Origin of the sequence: Sinobacterium norvegicum, assembly GCF_923077115.1 — a bacterium.
Lineage (GTDB): Bacteria > Pseudomonadota > Gammaproteobacteria > Pseudomonadales > Sinobacteriaceae > Sinobacterium > Sinobacterium norvegicum.
This window is the reverse complement of sequence record NZ_CAKLPX010000001.1, coordinates 330577-347499: the sequence shown is the minus strand read 5'-3', so window position 1 is coordinate 347499 and position 16923 is coordinate 330577. Positions and strand designations below refer to the sequence as shown.

17 protein-coding genes are annotated in these 16923 nt (G+C 50.8%); 7 read left to right on the top strand and 10 right to left on the bottom strand.

Going from position 1 to position 16923, the window contains the following annotated elements:
* Positions 1–7 precede the first annotated feature (7 nt).
* Together L9P87_RS01590 and L9P87_RS01585 are read right to left on the bottom strand one after the other, a co-directional pair.
* Positions 8–2509: an ABC transporter permease gene (locus L9P87_RS01590; RefSeq protein WP_237442917.1), complete on the bottom strand. Its 2502-nt coding sequence runs from the start codon at positions 2507–2509 to the stop codon at positions 8–10.
* Complete coding sequence (locus L9P87_RS01585; RefSeq protein ID WP_237442916.1) at positions 2502–3200, bottom strand: ABC transporter ATP-binding protein; 699 nt, start codon at positions 3198–3200, stop codon at positions 2502–2504. The genes L9P87_RS01590 and L9P87_RS01585 overlap by 8 nt, the downstream gene beginning before the upstream one ends.
* Positions 3201–3296: 96 nt before the next feature.
* On the opposite strand from L9P87_RS01585, the gene L9P87_RS01580 reads away from it, so the two are divergent.
* Positions 3297–3914 (top strand): arylesterase, encoded by a 618-nt coding sequence (locus L9P87_RS01580; RefSeq protein WP_237442915.1) that lies wholly within the window; start codon positions 3297–3299, stop codon positions 3912–3914.
* 73 nt (positions 3915–3987) lie between these two features.
* On the opposite strand, the gene L9P87_RS01575 is transcribed toward L9P87_RS01580, so the two are convergent.
* Together L9P87_RS01575 and L9P87_RS01570 are read right to left on the bottom strand one after the other, a co-directional pair.
* Complete coding sequence (locus L9P87_RS01575; RefSeq protein ID WP_237442914.1) at positions 3988–4713, bottom strand: class I SAM-dependent methyltransferase; 726 nt, start codon at positions 4711–4713, stop codon at positions 3988–3990.
* 169 nt (positions 4714–4882) lie between these two features.
* The gene (locus tag L9P87_RS01570; RefSeq protein ID WP_237442913.1) at positions 4883–5476 is read right to left on the bottom strand and encodes a LysE family translocator; all 594 of its coding nucleotides are present in this window, start codon (positions 5474–5476) and stop codon (positions 4883–4885) included.
* Positions 5477–5587: 111 nt separating this feature from the next.
* Here L9P87_RS01570 and L9P87_RS01565 point away from each other — a divergent pair, with 111 nt between their 5' ends.
* Positions 5588–6031, top strand: a complete 444-nt coding sequence (locus tag L9P87_RS01565) for an Lrp/AsnC family transcriptional regulator (RefSeq protein ID WP_237442912.1) — start codon at positions 5588–5590, stop codon at positions 6029–6031.
* Positions 6032–6038: 7 nt separating this feature from the next.
* On the opposite strand, the gene L9P87_RS01560 is transcribed toward L9P87_RS01565, so the two are convergent.
* From L9P87_RS01560 to L9P87_RS01535, 6 genes are all read right to left on the bottom strand, one after another.
* Positions 6039–6902, bottom strand: coding sequence for a DUF6279 family lipoprotein (locus tag L9P87_RS01560; protein ID WP_237442911.1), 864 nt, complete (start codon positions 6900–6902; stop codon positions 6039–6041).
* Between the two features lie 200 nt (positions 6903–7102).
* Positions 7103–7384 (bottom strand): hypothetical protein, encoded by a 282-nt coding sequence (locus L9P87_RS01555; RefSeq protein ID WP_237442910.1) that lies wholly within the window; start codon positions 7382–7384, stop codon positions 7103–7105.
* Positions 7385–7452: 68 nt separating this feature from the next.
* Positions 7453–7812 carry a cupin domain-containing protein gene (locus L9P87_RS01550; protein ID WP_237442909.1) on the bottom strand — a complete coding sequence of 120 codons (360 nt, stop codon included), beginning with the start codon at positions 7810–7812 and terminating at the stop codon, positions 7453–7455.
* Between the two features lie 139 nt (positions 7813–7951).
* Positions 7952–8407, bottom strand: a complete 456-nt coding sequence (locus tag L9P87_RS01545) for a nuclear transport factor 2 family protein (RefSeq protein ID WP_237442908.1) — start codon at positions 8405–8407, stop codon at positions 7952–7954.
* Positions 8408–8501: 94 nt separating this feature from the next.
* Positions 8502–9563: an alkene reductase gene (locus L9P87_RS01540; RefSeq protein ID WP_237442907.1), complete on the bottom strand. Its 1062-nt coding sequence runs from the start codon at positions 9561–9563 to the stop codon at positions 8502–8504.
* Between the two features lie 24 nt (positions 9564–9587).
* Positions 9588–11585, bottom strand: coding sequence for a DUF3604 domain-containing protein (locus L9P87_RS01535; protein WP_237442906.1), 1998 nt, complete (start codon positions 11583–11585; stop codon positions 9588–9590).
* Between the two features lie 222 nt (positions 11586–11807).
* Here L9P87_RS01535 and L9P87_RS01530 point away from each other — a divergent pair, with 222 nt between their 5' ends.
* The 5 genes from L9P87_RS01530 to L9P87_RS01510 all read left to right on the top strand — a co-directional run bounded on the left by L9P87_RS01530 (position 11808) and on the right by L9P87_RS01510 (position 16920).
* Positions 11808–12833, top strand: coding sequence for an acyltransferase (locus L9P87_RS01530; RefSeq protein ID WP_237442905.1), 1026 nt, complete (start codon positions 11808–11810; stop codon positions 12831–12833).
* A 267-nt stretch (positions 12834–13100) separates the two neighbouring features.
* On the top strand, positions 13101–14102 hold the full coding sequence (locus L9P87_RS01525) for a lipid A deacylase LpxR family protein (RefSeq protein ID WP_237442904.1): 1002 nt from the start codon (positions 13101–13103) through the stop codon (positions 14100–14102).
* Positions 14103–14194: 92 nt separating this feature from the next.
* Positions 14195–14767: a PhnA domain-containing protein gene (locus L9P87_RS01520; RefSeq protein WP_237442903.1), complete on the top strand. Its 573-nt coding sequence runs from the start codon at positions 14195–14197 to the stop codon at positions 14765–14767.
* Positions 14768–14897: 130 nt separating this feature from the next.
* The gene (locus tag L9P87_RS01515) at positions 14898–16310 is read left to right on the top strand and encodes a cytochrome P450 (protein WP_237442902.1); all 1413 of its coding nucleotides are present in this window, start codon (positions 14898–14900) and stop codon (positions 16308–16310) included.
* 40 nt (positions 16311–16350) lie between these two features.
* Positions 16351–16920, top strand: coding sequence for a TetR/AcrR family transcriptional regulator (locus tag L9P87_RS01510; RefSeq protein ID WP_237442901.1), 570 nt, complete (start codon positions 16351–16353; stop codon positions 16918–16920).
* Positions 16921–16923: the final 3 nt, after the last annotated feature.

The following is a 16923-nucleotide window of genomic DNA, read 5'->3' as shown; positions in this document are numbered from 1 at the left end:
CACAGCATTAGTTCTCCCTCAGTAGCTGCATTGGCGCGACACGCGTAACTCGTCTTGCCGCGATATATCCGGCAAAACCTACGATGGCCGTACCCAATAGTGGCGCCAGATACCACAGTTCTGGGTGTAGCTCCAACGGCAATTTCATCAGCCACTGCTGTAACGCTAGTAGGATTAACTCGGCACCGACGGTGGCCAATACGCCTGCGATAAAGCCAATAATGACGAATTCACCGATCAGGCTACCGACGATTAAGCGTTTGCTGCCGCCAAGGGCGCGGATTACCGTGTTTTCTTTTTTGCGACTGTCGAGTGAATGCTGCACCGTCGCCACCATCACCAAGACAGAACCCAGCATCACGAACACCAGCACTAACTGCAGGGCCAACGACACATGGTGAATAATACTGCGTATCTGTTTGATGATGGTATCGACTTCAATCACTATCGCCGTCGGTATCGCCTTTAATAACTCGGCAATTTGTGGGTGCAGCTCATCGGGCAGGTAAAAGCTGGTCATCGAAGTCTGCGGTAGGTTTTGCAGACTGGCCTTGGGCAGCAACATATAAAAATTGGGCCGCATCCGCTCCCAATCGACCTCACGAATACTGCCAACCACTGCCTCAACTTCTACCGCCGCAATGCGGAAGGTCAGCTGATCACCGAGCCCAATGTTTAATTTTTCGGCCAACTCCGACTCGACCGACACCGTATCGGCACCCTGCCCGCTCGTCGCATCACCGGCGTTCCACTCACCGGCTAGAATTTTGTTATCCGGTGGCAGCTGCTCCGCCCAGGATAAGTTCAATTCACGGTCAGCACCGGATCGTTTGAAGCCCTCCTTACTGACTCGCTCTCGCACCGGTACGTTGTTAATCTCGACCAGGCGGCCACGAATCATCGGGTAAATGGCTTCGGTTTTCACGCCGACATCACTCAACCACCGCGCCACAGTCGTCACTTCATGGGGCTGGATATTGACCAAAAAGAAATTGGGGGTATCGGCGGGCAATTGAGACTGCCATTGATTAAATAAGCTGTCACGGACGCCCAGCAATACCAGCAGTAACATCAAACTGATCGCAAACAGACCAAGCTGCAGCGCATTGGCCGCCAAGCGGCGACGCAGATTGGCCAGCGCCATAGCCCACCAGCTATTCGCCCTGGCACCGGTACTGGGCAGGTTTTTTAACATCAATCGTGCCGGCAAGGCGATGATGACCAGCACCAACAACAATGCCGTCATTAACACCGCACTGAGTAACAATTGCTGTGTATACAGTAAAAGCAGCAGTAGTAAGCCGACAAAGCCTGCAATCACACTGCCCCGGCCAAAGCCCAGATCCGCCCGCATCGACTGGCGAAATATTGCCACCGCTGGAATCGCTTTAAGCCGTGCCAGGGCTGGCAGCGTAAAGGCCAGCAAGCTAATTAAAGCGGTCACCATGCCCAGAATAAAAGGCTGCGTCGTCGTTGGCGGCAGCGCCACCTCCAGCTCCGTCGCCACCTGGGTCAGTAGACCCTGCTGTAAGCCATAGGCTAACAGACAGCCAAGCAGCGATACCGCGACAAACAATAACAACAACAAGCCCGTGTACAGGTTTCGAATATAACCCGAGGTTGCCCCCAGCGTTTTCAACACGGCGATGTGTTTAACATGGCGCTGGCAATAACGCTGACTGGTCATGGCAACGGCAATCACCGCTAATACGATGACAATACTACTGGCCAGTAAGAAAAACGTCTTGGCGCGCTCTAATGCTATCGCCACCGATGGCTGGTTATCTTCAAGATTAAGCCAGCGATCGCTGTCGGCCAGTTGTGGCTCCAGCCATTGCTCATATTGCTGAATAGCCCCCGCCTCTCCGGCAAACAACCAGGCATAGGTAATACGGCTGCCCTCGGTAATCACCTCGGTGGCCGCCACATCCTTATAGTGCATCAATACGCGTGGCCCCATGCTGATGAAGCCGGCGCCGCGGTCGGGCTCTGACACCAACACCTTGGTCAGGGTCAGCGCCGCTTCACCGATATACACCTCGCTGCCCGGGCTGATATCGAGCTGCTGTAACAACCGCCGCTCGGCCCATATTTCACCCGGTGGTGGCCCACCAGCGACCGGATAATCTTGGCTGTACAGTTGATCGCGAATATTGACCTTGCCAATCAGCGGGTAGCCATTGGAGGCCGCCTTTACGCTGACTAACAATGGCTCATCATCGGCGTATAGCATCGATTGGAAATTAACCAATCGAGCCTGCTCTAACCCTAAATTATCGGCCTGTTGTAACCAGTTATCCGACACCACACGGGGGGATTGTAACTGTCTGTCGGCGGCCAGAAACTGGCTGCTCTCACCGGCCAGCATTAACTCCAACCGACCAACAAAGCCGGTTAAACCAGCGACGATGGTCACGGCCAGCAACAGCGATAAAAACAGTAGCTGCAACTCGCCACTGCGCCAATCGATGCGCAGAAATCGCCAAGCCATTTTCAAGGTATTAGGCATCGGCAACCACACCCGCATCGATACCGCTGGTAATCTCGGTCAAACAACCGTTCTCTATCTGACAATGACGCTGGCAGAAGCCTGCCAAACGGGCCTCGTGAGTGACCAGTATCAGCGTGGTATTGAGCTGACGGTTCATCTCAAACAACAGCTCGATAATAGTGGCACCCGTGTTTTGATCCAAATTGCCGGTCGGCTCGTCGGCAAATAGATAGCGGGGCTTGGCGGCAAAGGCACGGGCAATAGCCACCCGCTGCTGTTCACCCCCCGACAGCTGCGACGGATAATGGGTCAGTCGGTGAGACAGCCCTACCTGATCAAGATACTGAGCGGCCTCGGCCTCTGACGCTTCGGCACCGGCGAGTTCCAGCGGTAGTAGCACGTTCTCCAACGCCGTTAAGCCGTCGAGCAAATGAAACGATTGAAAGATAAAGCCGACATTTTTGGCGCGAAACAAGGCGCGCTGGTCCTCATTCATCGAGGTTAAGACCGCCTCATCGACAATAATCTCGCCGCCGGTCGGCGTGTCCAAGCCGGCCAACATGCCCAGTAGCGTGGTTTTTCCCGAACCGGAGCTGCCGGTGATCGCCACCGACTCCCCCGCCTCAATGCTGAGATTTATATCGTGTAGTATGGTCAGGTGGTCATCGGCAGTGGCGATATGATGACTGACGCCATTGAGCTTTATCATGCAATCCCTGTTATTGATCTGTGCAAAAATGTTTATTATTGGTAGAGTTAACTCAGTGTAACCGCTGCCCAACGTTAAGCGACTTAATCATAATTTATGAAAAAAATCTCGTTCTTATTCATTGTCTTATTCCTTGCTCCTGCTCTCAGTTCAGCGGCCAATAAAACTATTTTGGTATTCGGTGACAGTCTCAGCGCCGCCTACGGCCTGCAGGTAGAATTAGGCTGGCCACACCTACTACAGCAGAAGATTGATACGCAAGACCTGCCCTGGCAGATCACCAATGTCAGCATCAGCGGTGAAACCACCGACGGTGGCATGCTGCGCATCGACGATGCCCTGAGCCAATACCAGCCTGATATCGTCATCCTAGAACTCGGTGCTAATGATGGGCTCAGAGGGCAATCCTTAAAAAACATGCGCAACAATTTGCAACAAATGATTGAGAAATCACAGGCCATCGACGCGCAGGTGGTGTTGGCCGGCATGCATATCCCCTCTAACTACGGTAAGCGCTACACTCAAGGTTTTCATCAGAGTTATATCAGCCTCAGCGATGATTACGACACCGTACTAATCCCTTTTATACTCGAAGACATTGCCACCAACCAAGACCTGCTGCTACCCGACGGTCTCCACCCCAATGCCGAGGGTCAGAAACAGATGTTGATCAACGTTTGGCAGTATCTGCAGCCACTGGTGGTCAGCCCTTAACGTCAGAACACCGGTTACAGCGCTGTGACTGAGCAGGCAGTAAAGCCACCGAGCACCTTCGAAGACAGATCAATCATTCCGGCTTGCGAAACTTCAACGTAAATCGGTCGGTCTCACGCACCAACGAGTCGTGCTTAGTGTCGTATTTAAGCTCATCCTCGGCGCGGGCATGGATATCGCTGAAACCCTCAAAAATAAAGCCCGCCTGCACCACCTCTTGAATCACCATGACCGGGTCTAAGCGGCGCCACGTCCAATCGGTCGGAGCCTCCATATGCCGCTTGCTGTGATCGACAACACCATAGACACCACCGGGTTTTAAGGCCTCAAATATGGCCTCATTTAACCGTTGCCGTGTCGCTGGAGTGAGGTTATGGGCATTGCGAAAAGTCAGTACCATATCGACATTACTAACGCCTAGGTCAAACTGGTCGACCTCAAAGACATAGCCGGCCTGATCTTGACGAACAAATTCACCGTGCTTGCCTATGGCCTTGGACGACAGATAGTCTGGTAGTCTCTCTGTGCTGACGGCGGCATAGTAATGGCCTTGCTTCACCACGGCAGCATTGAGTATCTTACTGTACCAGCCACCACCGGGCATGATTTCGACCACAGTCATCGTCGGTTGCAAGCCAAAGAAAACCAGGGTTTTAATCGGTTGTCGATTTTTATCACGGACCATCTCAGCCTCTGTGCGCGCCGGATTCTGAATAGCCTGCTGCAAGAATTGATCAGCATTCTGCGCATTTACCAGGGTACTTAACATGAGCCAGGGGATGAATCGCATAATCGTCATAATCAATCAGTCCGTTTAAAGTGTTATTCTACATTCAGCCCATACTGTGATCATGGCAGCACCACTATAATTCAACACAGTTGAACAGACGGCCAACAACGCCTCCCTGCACAGTGCGGAATAGATCAGCATAATGGCATTTTGCCAGCATGTTCAAGCACTAGCTTACTCATAACTGTAGCGTTGGATACAGTGATGCCAATAACAGCGACGCCATTGAATAGTTAAAAATCCGTAGACGGTTGATGTTCGTTAGCAGCCTTTTAATATTTTGCCCCAACAGCGCCCACACCAAATTAGACGGGATACAGACCAGGCCAAACACCACCGCCAGGATGACAATTGATGAAAAATTGGTATTGGGTATGTAGACGCTGATTGCCGTCAATCCCATTGCCCAAGTCTTGGGGTTGACCCATTGGAAAGCCGCAGCCTGTAAGAAACTCATTGGCTTAGTTGCTGTTTCACCAGCTGACAAATCAGCAATAATGACAATTTTATAGGCCAGATATAGCATGTACGACACACTCAAAACCTTAAGCACTTGATAACTCTCTGGAAACTTATCAAATAATTGCGCGATACCCATGCCGGTCAGCAGCAACATCACCATCAAGCCGGTGCTGATACCAAAAATATGTGCCACCGTGCGTTTATAACCAAAGTTGGCACCGGAGGCCATTAACATCAAATTGTTCGGGCCCGGGGTGGCAATAGAGATCAGGGCAAAACCTGTCAGTGCTAATAATGCGGAGGTATTCATGGTGCCGGCCTTTTGCCTATTGATTATGTGGCTGAAATTATAGGGAAGATGCGGTCGAATTATCGTGCTATTAATGCTTGTAAAAATATTTTTACACAATAAAATCAACCTATGGATAAAATTAACGAAAGAATATTGCGCGAACTTAAATCTGATGCCCGCATCAGCAATGTCGACCTCGCCGACAGAGTCGGCTTATCGGCCTCAGCCTGCTTAAGAAGAGTGCAGGAACTCGAACGCAGCGGTGTTATCACCGGCTACCGCGCTGTGCTAAACCCGGCCAAGATGAATATTGGCTGCACCGCCTATATTGCCGTCGGTTTATCGGATCACACCAAGGTGGCCCAGTTGGAATTTGAACAGGGGATTAAAGCCATCGACCAGATACGTGAGTGTCACAACGTCAGCGGCGCCTTCGAATATTTATTGCGGGTTGAAACGCAGGATTTGGCCACCTACAAAACACTGCACAGTGATGTTATTGGCTCACTGCCAAGGGTACGGTCTATTACCACCTATATCGTCATGGAATCGTGCAAGGATGACCGGGCCTAATCGTTGCTTACCCGTCATCGGCGGCACTGGCTGCCAGCTCTTCGAAGGCCTTGGCCCAGGCCCCTAGTTGACGATCGATATGCTTAAGCTGTTTGTCTGAGGCACTGGCTTGCAGGGCAATAATTAGGTCGATGCCGGCGTTGGTATTAGCCTCTATTATCGCCGCGTACTCGGCACTCCAGTCATCTTGTGACTGGGTAAACAGCCGCAGAATTTTTTGCTCAAAGCCCGGTTGCTGCCGCTGCTTCAACACCACAGCAAATTGATCGCGCCAATATGTTCTCGAGGCAATCCATTCACTCCAAGTTGGCTGTAACTGCTGATTCCAACGATCAATTAACGCACGCTGTGGCTCACTCAAACGGCCCATTAGCCGCTTTGCCGCCTTATTAGCCTCCTTGACACGTTCCTGGTCCAGTTGTTTTTTTGTGGAGTGACTGTATTTCGCCTCCGATTCTGCTGTTTTAGCATCGATATTGGCCAACAACTCGGTCACTTGTTGATCGCTGAGACTGGCCAGCAGAATGGCGGCATCGGGGGAAATGTGCAGCAATAAGTCCTTTACCATGACGCCCATTTGCAGCAGGCGCTGCTCGGCATCCTCTCTGTTCAATGGCTGCTGGTTATCCTGCTGCAACTGACGCAACAACTGACCATAGCGAGGTAGTTGTGTGCGCTGATGCCAGAGCAGCTGCCGGTCAACCATGGCATCGAACTGCCGCTGCTGAGACTTATCCCAGTCAATATAGTCATCGACAGACCAGGCCACCATCCAGTCGAGAAAGCGGTAGGTAAACTTCGTCGTACAACCGGATAATACAATCATCAGCGTACAGATCAGCAGCCACAGCCTGGCACGGGAGTTTGTCATCAAATGTTTCATCCTGAAAATTGATCAGCCAGCGCTCTCGTCTGAGAACAGCACAGGCTTTTTCAATACTATCGAATGATTGCTAGGGTTGAGTCAAGATTGGGCTGAGAAATCAGCAACAGATTTGGCCATCGACTGAGTATGGCGGGTAAAACTAGACATCCGCCGTCCGAGTAGACGGCGTGAAGTCTGGGGCGAGACTATTTCTCGAACAATTGAATCGAATAACCCTGTTTTTGTGCCTCTTCAATGCGGCCACGGTGGGTACTGTTGACGCTGTTCTTGATAAAATCGGCATTGGCCTCTTTCATCTTATCGATGACAACGGTGCCAAAACCGGCATTGGCCATGTAAAACTTACACAACTGCACGGCACCGAGTTGGTCTTTGAAATCGATGTAGGCAATAAATTCAACATCATCGCCGACGTGATAACCATCCTGCGCTTTCTTTACCTTGGCACTTGCTGAGAACAAAAACATAACAACCCCTTCAATTTGACGGCGCATTGTACCTCAAATCACCACAGAGGCTAGGCTCTCAAGCGCTTTTATTTTTGATCATAAATCACGTAAATCTTCTTGGTTGGCTCAATCACCTGCCACTGGCCCTCAAAGCCGGCGGGAATAACAAAGTGATCGCCAGCCTTGATGTGTTTTTCGCTGCCGTCGCCATCGATGATCACCGAGTGCCCCTCGAGAATATGACAGTATTCAAATTCACTGTAGCTGACTTTCCAGCAACCCTTCTCGGCCTGCCAAATGCCAGTACCAAACTGTTCAGATGGGTCGTTGTAGATATCCCACAGGGTCTGCTTTGGGTTGCCCTCTACTCGCTTGTGTTCATCTGCATGGTAGCTGATTGATGTGACCGCCTGCTCATTAATATCGACGATGGATTGCGTGCTCATAGGAAACCCTTTTATTAATATAATTGACGCCGTCAAATATATAACACAGCGAGTAAGGGAGACAACCGATAATCACCCTATTCTCAAAGCCGAGACGAAAAAAAACGGCGTAAACGCCGTTTTAGCTACCTGCTGATGATTATTTAATCGGGCAGGAGGTGATAAACATATCGTCGTTACGCTTGGTAATCTGTTCAAACAGTCGATCGTACTCCGATTGCAGTATCTTCCACTCGCCATCGACTTTAATGTACTGATCCTTATAGATGGCACTGCCCTCGAAGGTAATGTTGTCATCGAGGCTGACAAAGGTGTCGCGCAGATACCAGATACCGGTGGCGGTATCGCCATCGACGGTAATTTCAGGGTGATGGCCGGTGTGCATGCCAAACTTGGTCTTACTGAACGAGGCAACAAAGAACGCTTCGAGTTCATCCCAGCCTTGTTTCTTATACTCGTAGCTTGGGCTGCGATAATGAATACCGCCATCGTCGGCGAAGACTGTCTTCATACCGGCCAGATCACCGGTGTCTAAAAATCGAAAATAACGTGCCTTAAGCTGCCTGATCAATTCGATGGCTTCTAAATCTAACATCCTAACTCCTCATGTTTGTTATCCTGACATGCTAGCAAAAAGCCAGCGCCGAAAAGATGACTATTTAGTAGGGTCGATAACCCCATGTTGCTCATTAGACTGCTTCCGGATAATCGCTGTAGCCCTTGGCCTCGCCACCATAAATAGTGTCAAAATCCATCTCCGCCAGTGGCAGGTCGCATTCAAAACGCTTGACCAGGTCTGGATTGCTAATATAGAAACGACCAAAAGAAACCGCATCAACTTGCTGTTCTGTAATTATATTTTCAGCCGAATCCTGATCAAATCCATCATTAATAATCAACGGCCCCTTGAAATAGTTGGTGGCCAACTCGATCACGTCAATCTCTTCAATAGGAGACTTGATGGCGTGTAAATAGGCCAATCCCATGTTACTGATGGCGCTGAGGAAATACTGAAAAGTCTCGAGCGGCTTGGCATCGAACAGACCATTAAACGGATGGCCTGGACAGATGCGTAGACCGACGCGGTCGGCACCATCGACACTGGCCATGGCCGCTAATACCTCGACCACGAAACGACTGCGATTTTCGACACTGCCACCGTATTGGTCCTGGCGCTGGTTGCTGCCGGTGGCGAGAAACTGTGCCGGTAAATAGCCACTGGTACAGTGCAATTCAACGCCGTCAAAACCGGCGGCATAGGCATTTTCGGTGGCCTGACGATATTGCGCTATAACGACGTCGATCTCGCTTAGTGTCAGTGCTCTCGGCTCGATAAAATCCTTCATGCCATTCGGGGTGAAAATCTCACCCTCAGCCTTGATTGCCGACGGTGCCACAGTCTCAGCACCGGGGTCTTTGTTATCCGGGTGACCGACACGGCCGCAGTGCATGATTTGCATCACCATGGTGCCGCCCTTGGCGTGCACAGCCTCGGTAACCGGCTGCCAACTGGCAATCTGCGCCTCGGTATAGATACCCGGTGTTGCCATATAGCCCTTGCCGTCGGCACTCGGTTGAACGCCCTCGCTAATAATCATGCCGGCACTGGCGCGCTGGCCATAATACTGTGCCATCAACGGCGTGGCAGTGCCATCGGCACCACCACGTGATCGCGTCATCGGGGCCATGATGATACGGTTTTTCAGCGATAAACGGCCAAACTGTACCGGTGATTGCAACTTGCTAGACATAATTTTTCCTGTTTCAAACATCGACTACAGCGTCACACTCAACTGTTGATCGACAGGGGTTGTAGCGGTGGGGCTGAACCAAATCGGCGAAGTCCACGCGCGCTCATGTTGTGTTTTGGGGATGCTAGTATCGCAGCAGTGTTCAAGGCCTTCACCGACAGATGAGGTGTCATCACAGCTGACCTGAGCCTCAACACAGCTGTATTGACTCCAGCGACAGCTGGGGTTTTCAATGACTCGAGCATAATAATAAGCATGTTGCTGGGCATCGAAGCTGGGGTCCTGCCAACTACCACACAGTGCCGCATGGCCGCCGCCACCGACTGCACAGCTATTGGTATCAACAGTGCCCCGGCTCTGTTCATCTCCGACTAAGTGCACTATCTGTTCCTGTTTATTGCCCTCTGCATCAACCCAACCCTTGATGATTTGAATCTTCTGCAGCGGGTTGGCCGGTGTCGTCAAGGTGCCGACATCCTGACTGGCGCTGACCACGAAGCGTGGGGCCTGACCCTCGGCCAAGGCGGTGATATCGCCGCCCATGGGCACGCCGTTGCTGTATCCCTGCTTTGCCAACTCTGTCGATTGGCAGATATCTTCAGGCAGGTCGCCGCCGAAGAAGCGCACTGTCATGCGCGGGCCACTGGTGGCATAGGCTTCACGGCGCTTCATCGCGGCAAAAATTGCATCGCGATTATTCTGTTCCGCCCAGACGACGGCCAAACCACCGGGGTTATACTCCACAGTATCGGTCAGGCCTGCCTCTGTCGCCCCACCCCCGGCGCCGCCGTGGCCAGGATAAGCCTTTTCATCGACCAAACCCGGCGCCCCTAAGTGAGTATCGGTACTGCCGATAAACCCCCACTTGTATGGGTTTTCACCGCTGGCAATCTGCTCGACAATGCCATCTTTTAGACTGTCGCGTACAAAGCCGGTATCGGCTTTTTGTTTGACCTCGTCACCGCCGTACTGTTGACCAGAGAAACGGTCATAGGGCAGCGGCTCGAAGGCGCATAATTCATCACTGGTGGTCAGCGGGTCAAAGTAACACTCCGAGGCGCCCTTGTGCTGCATAATCTCAACCAAGCGTTCATAGTGTGCTCGTCGCTGATATAGCTGGGCCTTTAACGCCTTGTCTTCCATCTGCAAAGGTTTGAACATCATACCGGCACTGAGATTAGAGTTATGAGGGATGACAACCACATCGCAATGATCGTTGACCGGGTCACAGGTGGCATCGAGGCTATCCATCAGCCCCTCGATGCTAGGGGAGTCAACATAGCTTTGTGGCAGCGCTGGTACATGTTCATCATGAAAAATAACATTGCGATGCAGGTTGCCGGTTTCAGGAGAAACCCCGGTCCATTCGTAGGCAACAAAGGTAGTGAAATCACAGTTGCGGCTGCGGTCGTAATGCTGTTCCGCTGCTGCCAACATATCCTGCCAAGGCTTGAGACCCGCCGCCTTACAATCGACGTCGTCACGGTCGCAAAAACCCATTCGCTCAGCATTCACCGCGGAAAAGTAATTAAAGACAAAATACGCCGCCTTGGGCACACGGCGATACATACCACACTGCCAGCTGTCATAACCCTCTAATTCAGGGCTGTTACAGATTTCAACCTCACCAAATAACTCGGCATGATCAGTCACTGCGGCAAAATCGAGGGGACGCTCTAAACGCACACTGCGCATCGCCGTACCATCTTCACGCCACGGCGCGATGCCCAGCTCTTCACCCTTGGCAAACTGGTATGCCTGTGACGGCGAGGTGCGAGTATCCTGGGTGCTGGCATCGAGAGAATACTTGGTGTGCACATGCAGATCGCCAAACAGGGGGATGCGTTCAGCGCTGTAACGATCACAGTATGGCGAGGTATCCATGGGTTTGTCGCTGTATACCTGCTTTGCCAGTAGCGGCTGATATGCTGCAACCTTGTCCTCACTAGTCTGGCCACACCCCAACACCAATAGCGGCAATAGTGCTAGCAATGTGCTGGTTCGTTTTGTTGTTATTTTCATAGCCTGTGCTGTCATTTATTTTGCTTTACACCTGTAAAATAACCCTAATGTTTTAACACAACAACTTAACAAATGGTTAATCTTGATTATTATTCTCGCCACTGACGCAGCGGTGACGTATTGTTTTTTTGATCCATCGCAGTCACTCTAGTAAAAAGCATTCGAACTTATTGTTCTACAATCAGTCCTATACATTAACGAAAAGTCACCTAAGTAGTTGATATGACACAAGCCAAACCCTCTTATTTCTATCTTAATTTACTGCGCTGTGTCGCTACCATCGCTGTTATTATTATTCATGTGCTCGGCCCAATGCGGGAGCTCTATGGCCAGATACCCGTTGGCGAGTGGCTGGCCACCGTCAGCTATAACAGTGTTACCCGCTGGGCTGTACCGGTTTTTATGATGATAACCGGTGCGTTATTGCTGTCGGATAAGCGGCCATTTGAATGCGACCATTATCTCTCGCGACGACTGATGAAGGTACTCATCCCGTTCGCCGCTTGGACAATTATTTATAGTTTGATCGTCGGCTTCGGCCCCGATGGCTGGAGCAGCACCAGCGCCGTCAGCACCCTGGCCGCCGCTAACAACACACCGGCCTGGTACCATCTGTGGTTTTTCTATGATTTCATTCCACTCTATTTTGTCATTCCGCTGCTGATCCCTATTCTAAAAGTGATGACTGCAGAACAGATCAAACTGCTGATCGCCACCTGGCTGTTTATGACCTCGATTTTTTTATTAGAGGTACAGACAGCGATTACCCAAGATGTCGTGCTCTACACCGGCTATCTGATACTCGGCTGGTATCTTCATAACCGCGACAACAGCCAGCAACTCCAATACTGGGTCGCCGCTGGCTTGGCCTGCATGACAATCAATATTCTAGGTACTTGGGGCATTGCTCTGCAAACCGGTCAATACAGTGGTTTTTTCATGGATTATAAGACGATTAACACCGTGATTATTGGCGGTATGATTTTTGTGCTGGGCCAACACTTTGCCCCCAGGCTTGAACAACGCTACGCAACCACAGTCAACACCATCGGCAAGTACAGCCTGGGCATTTATTTGATTCATCCGATTCTATTAATCCCTGTTCGCCAGCTCGACAACGGTGTCTACAGCTGGTTTGGCAGTGATTGGCTGGCCATTGGCTTGATTAGCATCTTCACACTGGTGGCCGCCTTATTCATCACTATGCTGCTAGCAAAAATCCCACTGCTTCAACGAATTCTGCCCTAACAACACCGCAATACCAGCGTCATTTAATGCCTCTGTCATCATCAGGGATTCTGGATAGCGAGCTGAAAGTGCCTACTCAACAAAGAACAGGGCTATGACGGCAGTCAATTCGACGATGATCTCTACATTACTTCCCTGTTCAATCCGAACCGCGCAGTGCAATTATTGATCTACTCGACATCGATCGCCAACTTACCAATAGTTAAAGCGGAAAGTCATCATCAGCATGATATAAACTCAGCTAGTCACTGATAGGTAGAAACCACTATGCTTACTGCCCGATGTTTACCCGCTTTTTGTGTCTCTTCATTTACCGCTTTCGCAATCCCTGCTGGCGCCCATGCCAGTATGGCTACCTATGCCTTTACCTTTGAAAACGACACCATGGTGCATACCGACCAAAACTATACCAATGGTCTGTTTCTTGACTATAACTCGGCGGCTAAACAACACACCGATGACCTGCCTTGGTTTTCATTGTCAAAATTACCTTGGCTGTCTGATCGCCAAGAGATGCTCAATAAGGTTGGCTATCGATTCGGACATCAATTATGGACGCCAGAAGACATCGCCCTGACTGAACCCGAACCGGATCAACGCCCCTATGCCGCCCTGATGTTTGTCGAAACCTCGGTTAAACAGTTCAGTGCCAGCAGAGTCGACAACTATCGGCTGATGATTGGCGCTGTTGGTGAGCAGGCTCAGGGGGATCATTTTCAGAAATATATTCACCGCAGTATTGATGTCAATGAGCCGATGGGCTGGGCCTATCAAATTGACGATCAATGGGTACTCAATGCAGGGTTTGAAACCGATAGACTGATCCATCGTGACAGTTTTTTCTCCCGCTGGCAGTACGATATATCCGCCAAGGGCAGAGCCAGCCTTGGTAATTATCAGACGGAAATGGCGACAGGCTTGATCACGCGGTTTGGGAAAAACCTCGATCAGAGTTTCGGCGGTATTGGTTTCACTCCCGGTAAGTTTAATGAAACCCCCCAGTATGCTGCAGATGGTTCCACAGGCTACTTTGCCTACGCTGGCGCCGAGGGCAGATACCGTCCCTACGATATTACGGTTGATGGCGACCGACCGGGCGAGGTCAGCACCAACGCCGAAGTCTTGCAGGCTACCGCCGTTGCCGGCTTAGTCTACTACCGTCAACGCTGGGGCACGAATATCAGCCTCTCCATTACCAGTAAAGAATTCGAGCAGTCCAGCCATACTTATACCGCCACCGGTGCCTGGGGTATATTTTGGAAAATGTAGGATGATTAAATAAACTATAATGCTTTTTGGTCTGTCTCTATTGTAGCCCTTGCACGCTTCACTTAAGATGTCGCAAATTTTAGGAGATTGTCATGAGTACGGAAAAAGCCCTAGAACAGCGCAGCGGTAACAAGTGTGAGCTGTGTGGTAGTAGCGACGACTTGTTTGTCTATGAAATGCCACCGGTAGTCAGCCCCAGTGCTGGCAGCTGTATTCTCATGTGCCCTACTTGTGATACACAGCTGGCCAACCCTAAAACCATGGATTCTAATCATTGGCGGGGTCTCAATGACAGTATGTGGAACCCAGAGCTACCGGTGCAAGTCATGTCTTGGCGCGCGCTGACCTTAATGGCACAACAGCAATCTTGGGCAACCGACCTACTCGACATGATGTATCTTGAAGACGACCATCTCGAGTGGGCTAAATCAGGGCTGCCAGAACCAGAACGCCCTCCCTGTTTAGACAGCAACGGCACCGAATTACAAGCCGGCGACAACGTCACCATTATCAAAGACCTGCCGGTCAAGGGGTCGAGTATGATTATCAAACGCGGCACCGCCGTACGCAATATCGGCCTCACAGAGGACCCACTGAACATCCAGGGCAAGGCCGATGGTGTCGGCATGGTCATCATTGCCGCCTACTGCAAGAAAAACAAATAAACAGTATCGCTTTTTCCATATCAGCAAAGGCATCTTCGGGTGCCTTTTTTGTATCTGTATGTTTTTTCATTGCAGGTTTACATTGTAAACCTACAGCCTTATAGTTGAAGAAAACAACTAAAGGATTACCATGCAGGATTTTCTTTATCACAGCCGTCGCAAGGCACTGTCTTACAGTTTGCAGGCTCTGTTGCGCTATAGCGCTTGGCAGATAGCTCGCAGGCAGTCAAAATCTCCGCCCAAGATACAGCTGCCTGCCGTTGCCAACCCCCAAACACCAGAGGACTTTCGCCCACTGCAGGCCGAGTGTTTTCAAAATCCATTTGATTTTTATCGGGTGATTCGCGACGAGCACCCAGTCTATCAGCTACCCAACGGTATCTTCTGTATCTCCCGCTTCGAAGACATCGTATCCGTTAGCCGCGATACTGATAACTACTCTTCCTCCCATCAGGGTATTATCGCCGGTTTACGCAGTGGCGCCAGTGTCGAAAAGGCCGGCGCCAAAATGGAAAAGATTGCCGAGATGGGTGTCATTCCCAGCGATGTATTGGCGCTGTCAGATCCTCCGAAGCATACCAGCGAACGCAAGGTTGGACACAAGGGCCTGAACGCCCGATTCGTCAAAGGCCTAGAAAGCGAAGTCGAGACGCTTTGCAAGACCATGATGGATGAGTTTATCGATAGTGGCCGTGTTGAATTCATGCAGCAGTTTGGTTGGAAGCTGCCGATGGTATTAATCATTAAGCTACTCGGCTTTCCAGAAGAGGACTTTGAAGATATCAAGGGCTGGTGTGTTCACGGCATCTCAACACAGAGCGGCATTTCGACAACCTCGGAACTGATGTACAGTCGCTCACAGATGATGGTATTTATGCGTTACTGTTGGCAGCAGTACCTACTGGCCAAGAAAAAACCCCGCAGTGATCTCAGCCGTATCTTCGTCGATGCTGCCACCGACCCACAAAACCCAATGACCGATGCCGTTGCCGTCAGTGGCATTATGCAATTGCTATTAGCCGGCAGTGACTCATCAGCCACCAGCATGGGCAATGCCCTGAAAATGCTCATAGACAACCCCAATATTGCCGAAGAAATACGCAGCGATATCGACGGTAACTTACCGCCGTTTATTGAGGAGGTCTTTCGCTTAGAGGCGGCGTTTCAAGGGCATTTTCGCTGGACAAAAAACGACTGCGAACTACACGGGGTGAAGCTGCCCAAAAATAGTCGTATCTTCTTAATGTGGGCCTCAGGCAATCGGGACGAGCGGGTCTTCGACAACCCCGAAAAAATAGATCTACAACGCCACAATGGTAAGAAACATCTGACCTTCGGTCACGGTATTCACGCCTGCATCGGCAGAGAACTTGCCCGAACTGAAATCCGTATCGTATTGAAAGAGTTTTTACTTCGCACGCGTCATATGCGTATCGATGGCGAGGCACCGTTTTTAGCCTCCATGTTTGCCCGTACTTTAATCACGCTACCGGTAGTATTCGAGCCGGCCAATACAACCCCGGCGGGTGAAAAACTCATATAGGCACAGTATACTGCTCGGCATATCAACCTAGGATAACATTGTGACTAAACCCGCCCTCAGCCGCCAATTATTTATCGATGCCACCTTCAGTGTGATTGCCCAGGTTGGCATCGATAAATTGACAATGCGAAAAGTAGCGTCTGAGCTTGGTGTCAGTGCGATGGCCATGTATAAACACTTTCCCAACAAAGAGCAATTGTTAGCTGCAACTCTTGATGAAGTGATCCGGCGTGCCGACGTATTTCCCGCTGCTGAGTTATCTTGGCAGGAGTGGGTCGACCAAGTGGCACGGGGCATGTATTGTTCACTGGTCGAGCAAAGCAGTTGGATACCACTGCTGGGGTCACTTCGCCTAGGCAGCCAGGCCACCCTCGTCACCAACGCCTTCGTCGAAAAACTCGCCGCTGCAGGCTTTACGCGGCAACAAGCACTGAACGGTTATTTCAGTGTGATTCAAACCGCTATCGGCGCCGCCTGCTTACAGGCCGCAATGAACAACAATCCAAGCCAGCAGCGATTATCCGGCCTACCTGATCAGTTAGAAATCACCCTACCCTTGCTCATCACCGCCCTCACCTCACAACTAACCGACAATAAAAAAGCGCCATAAGCG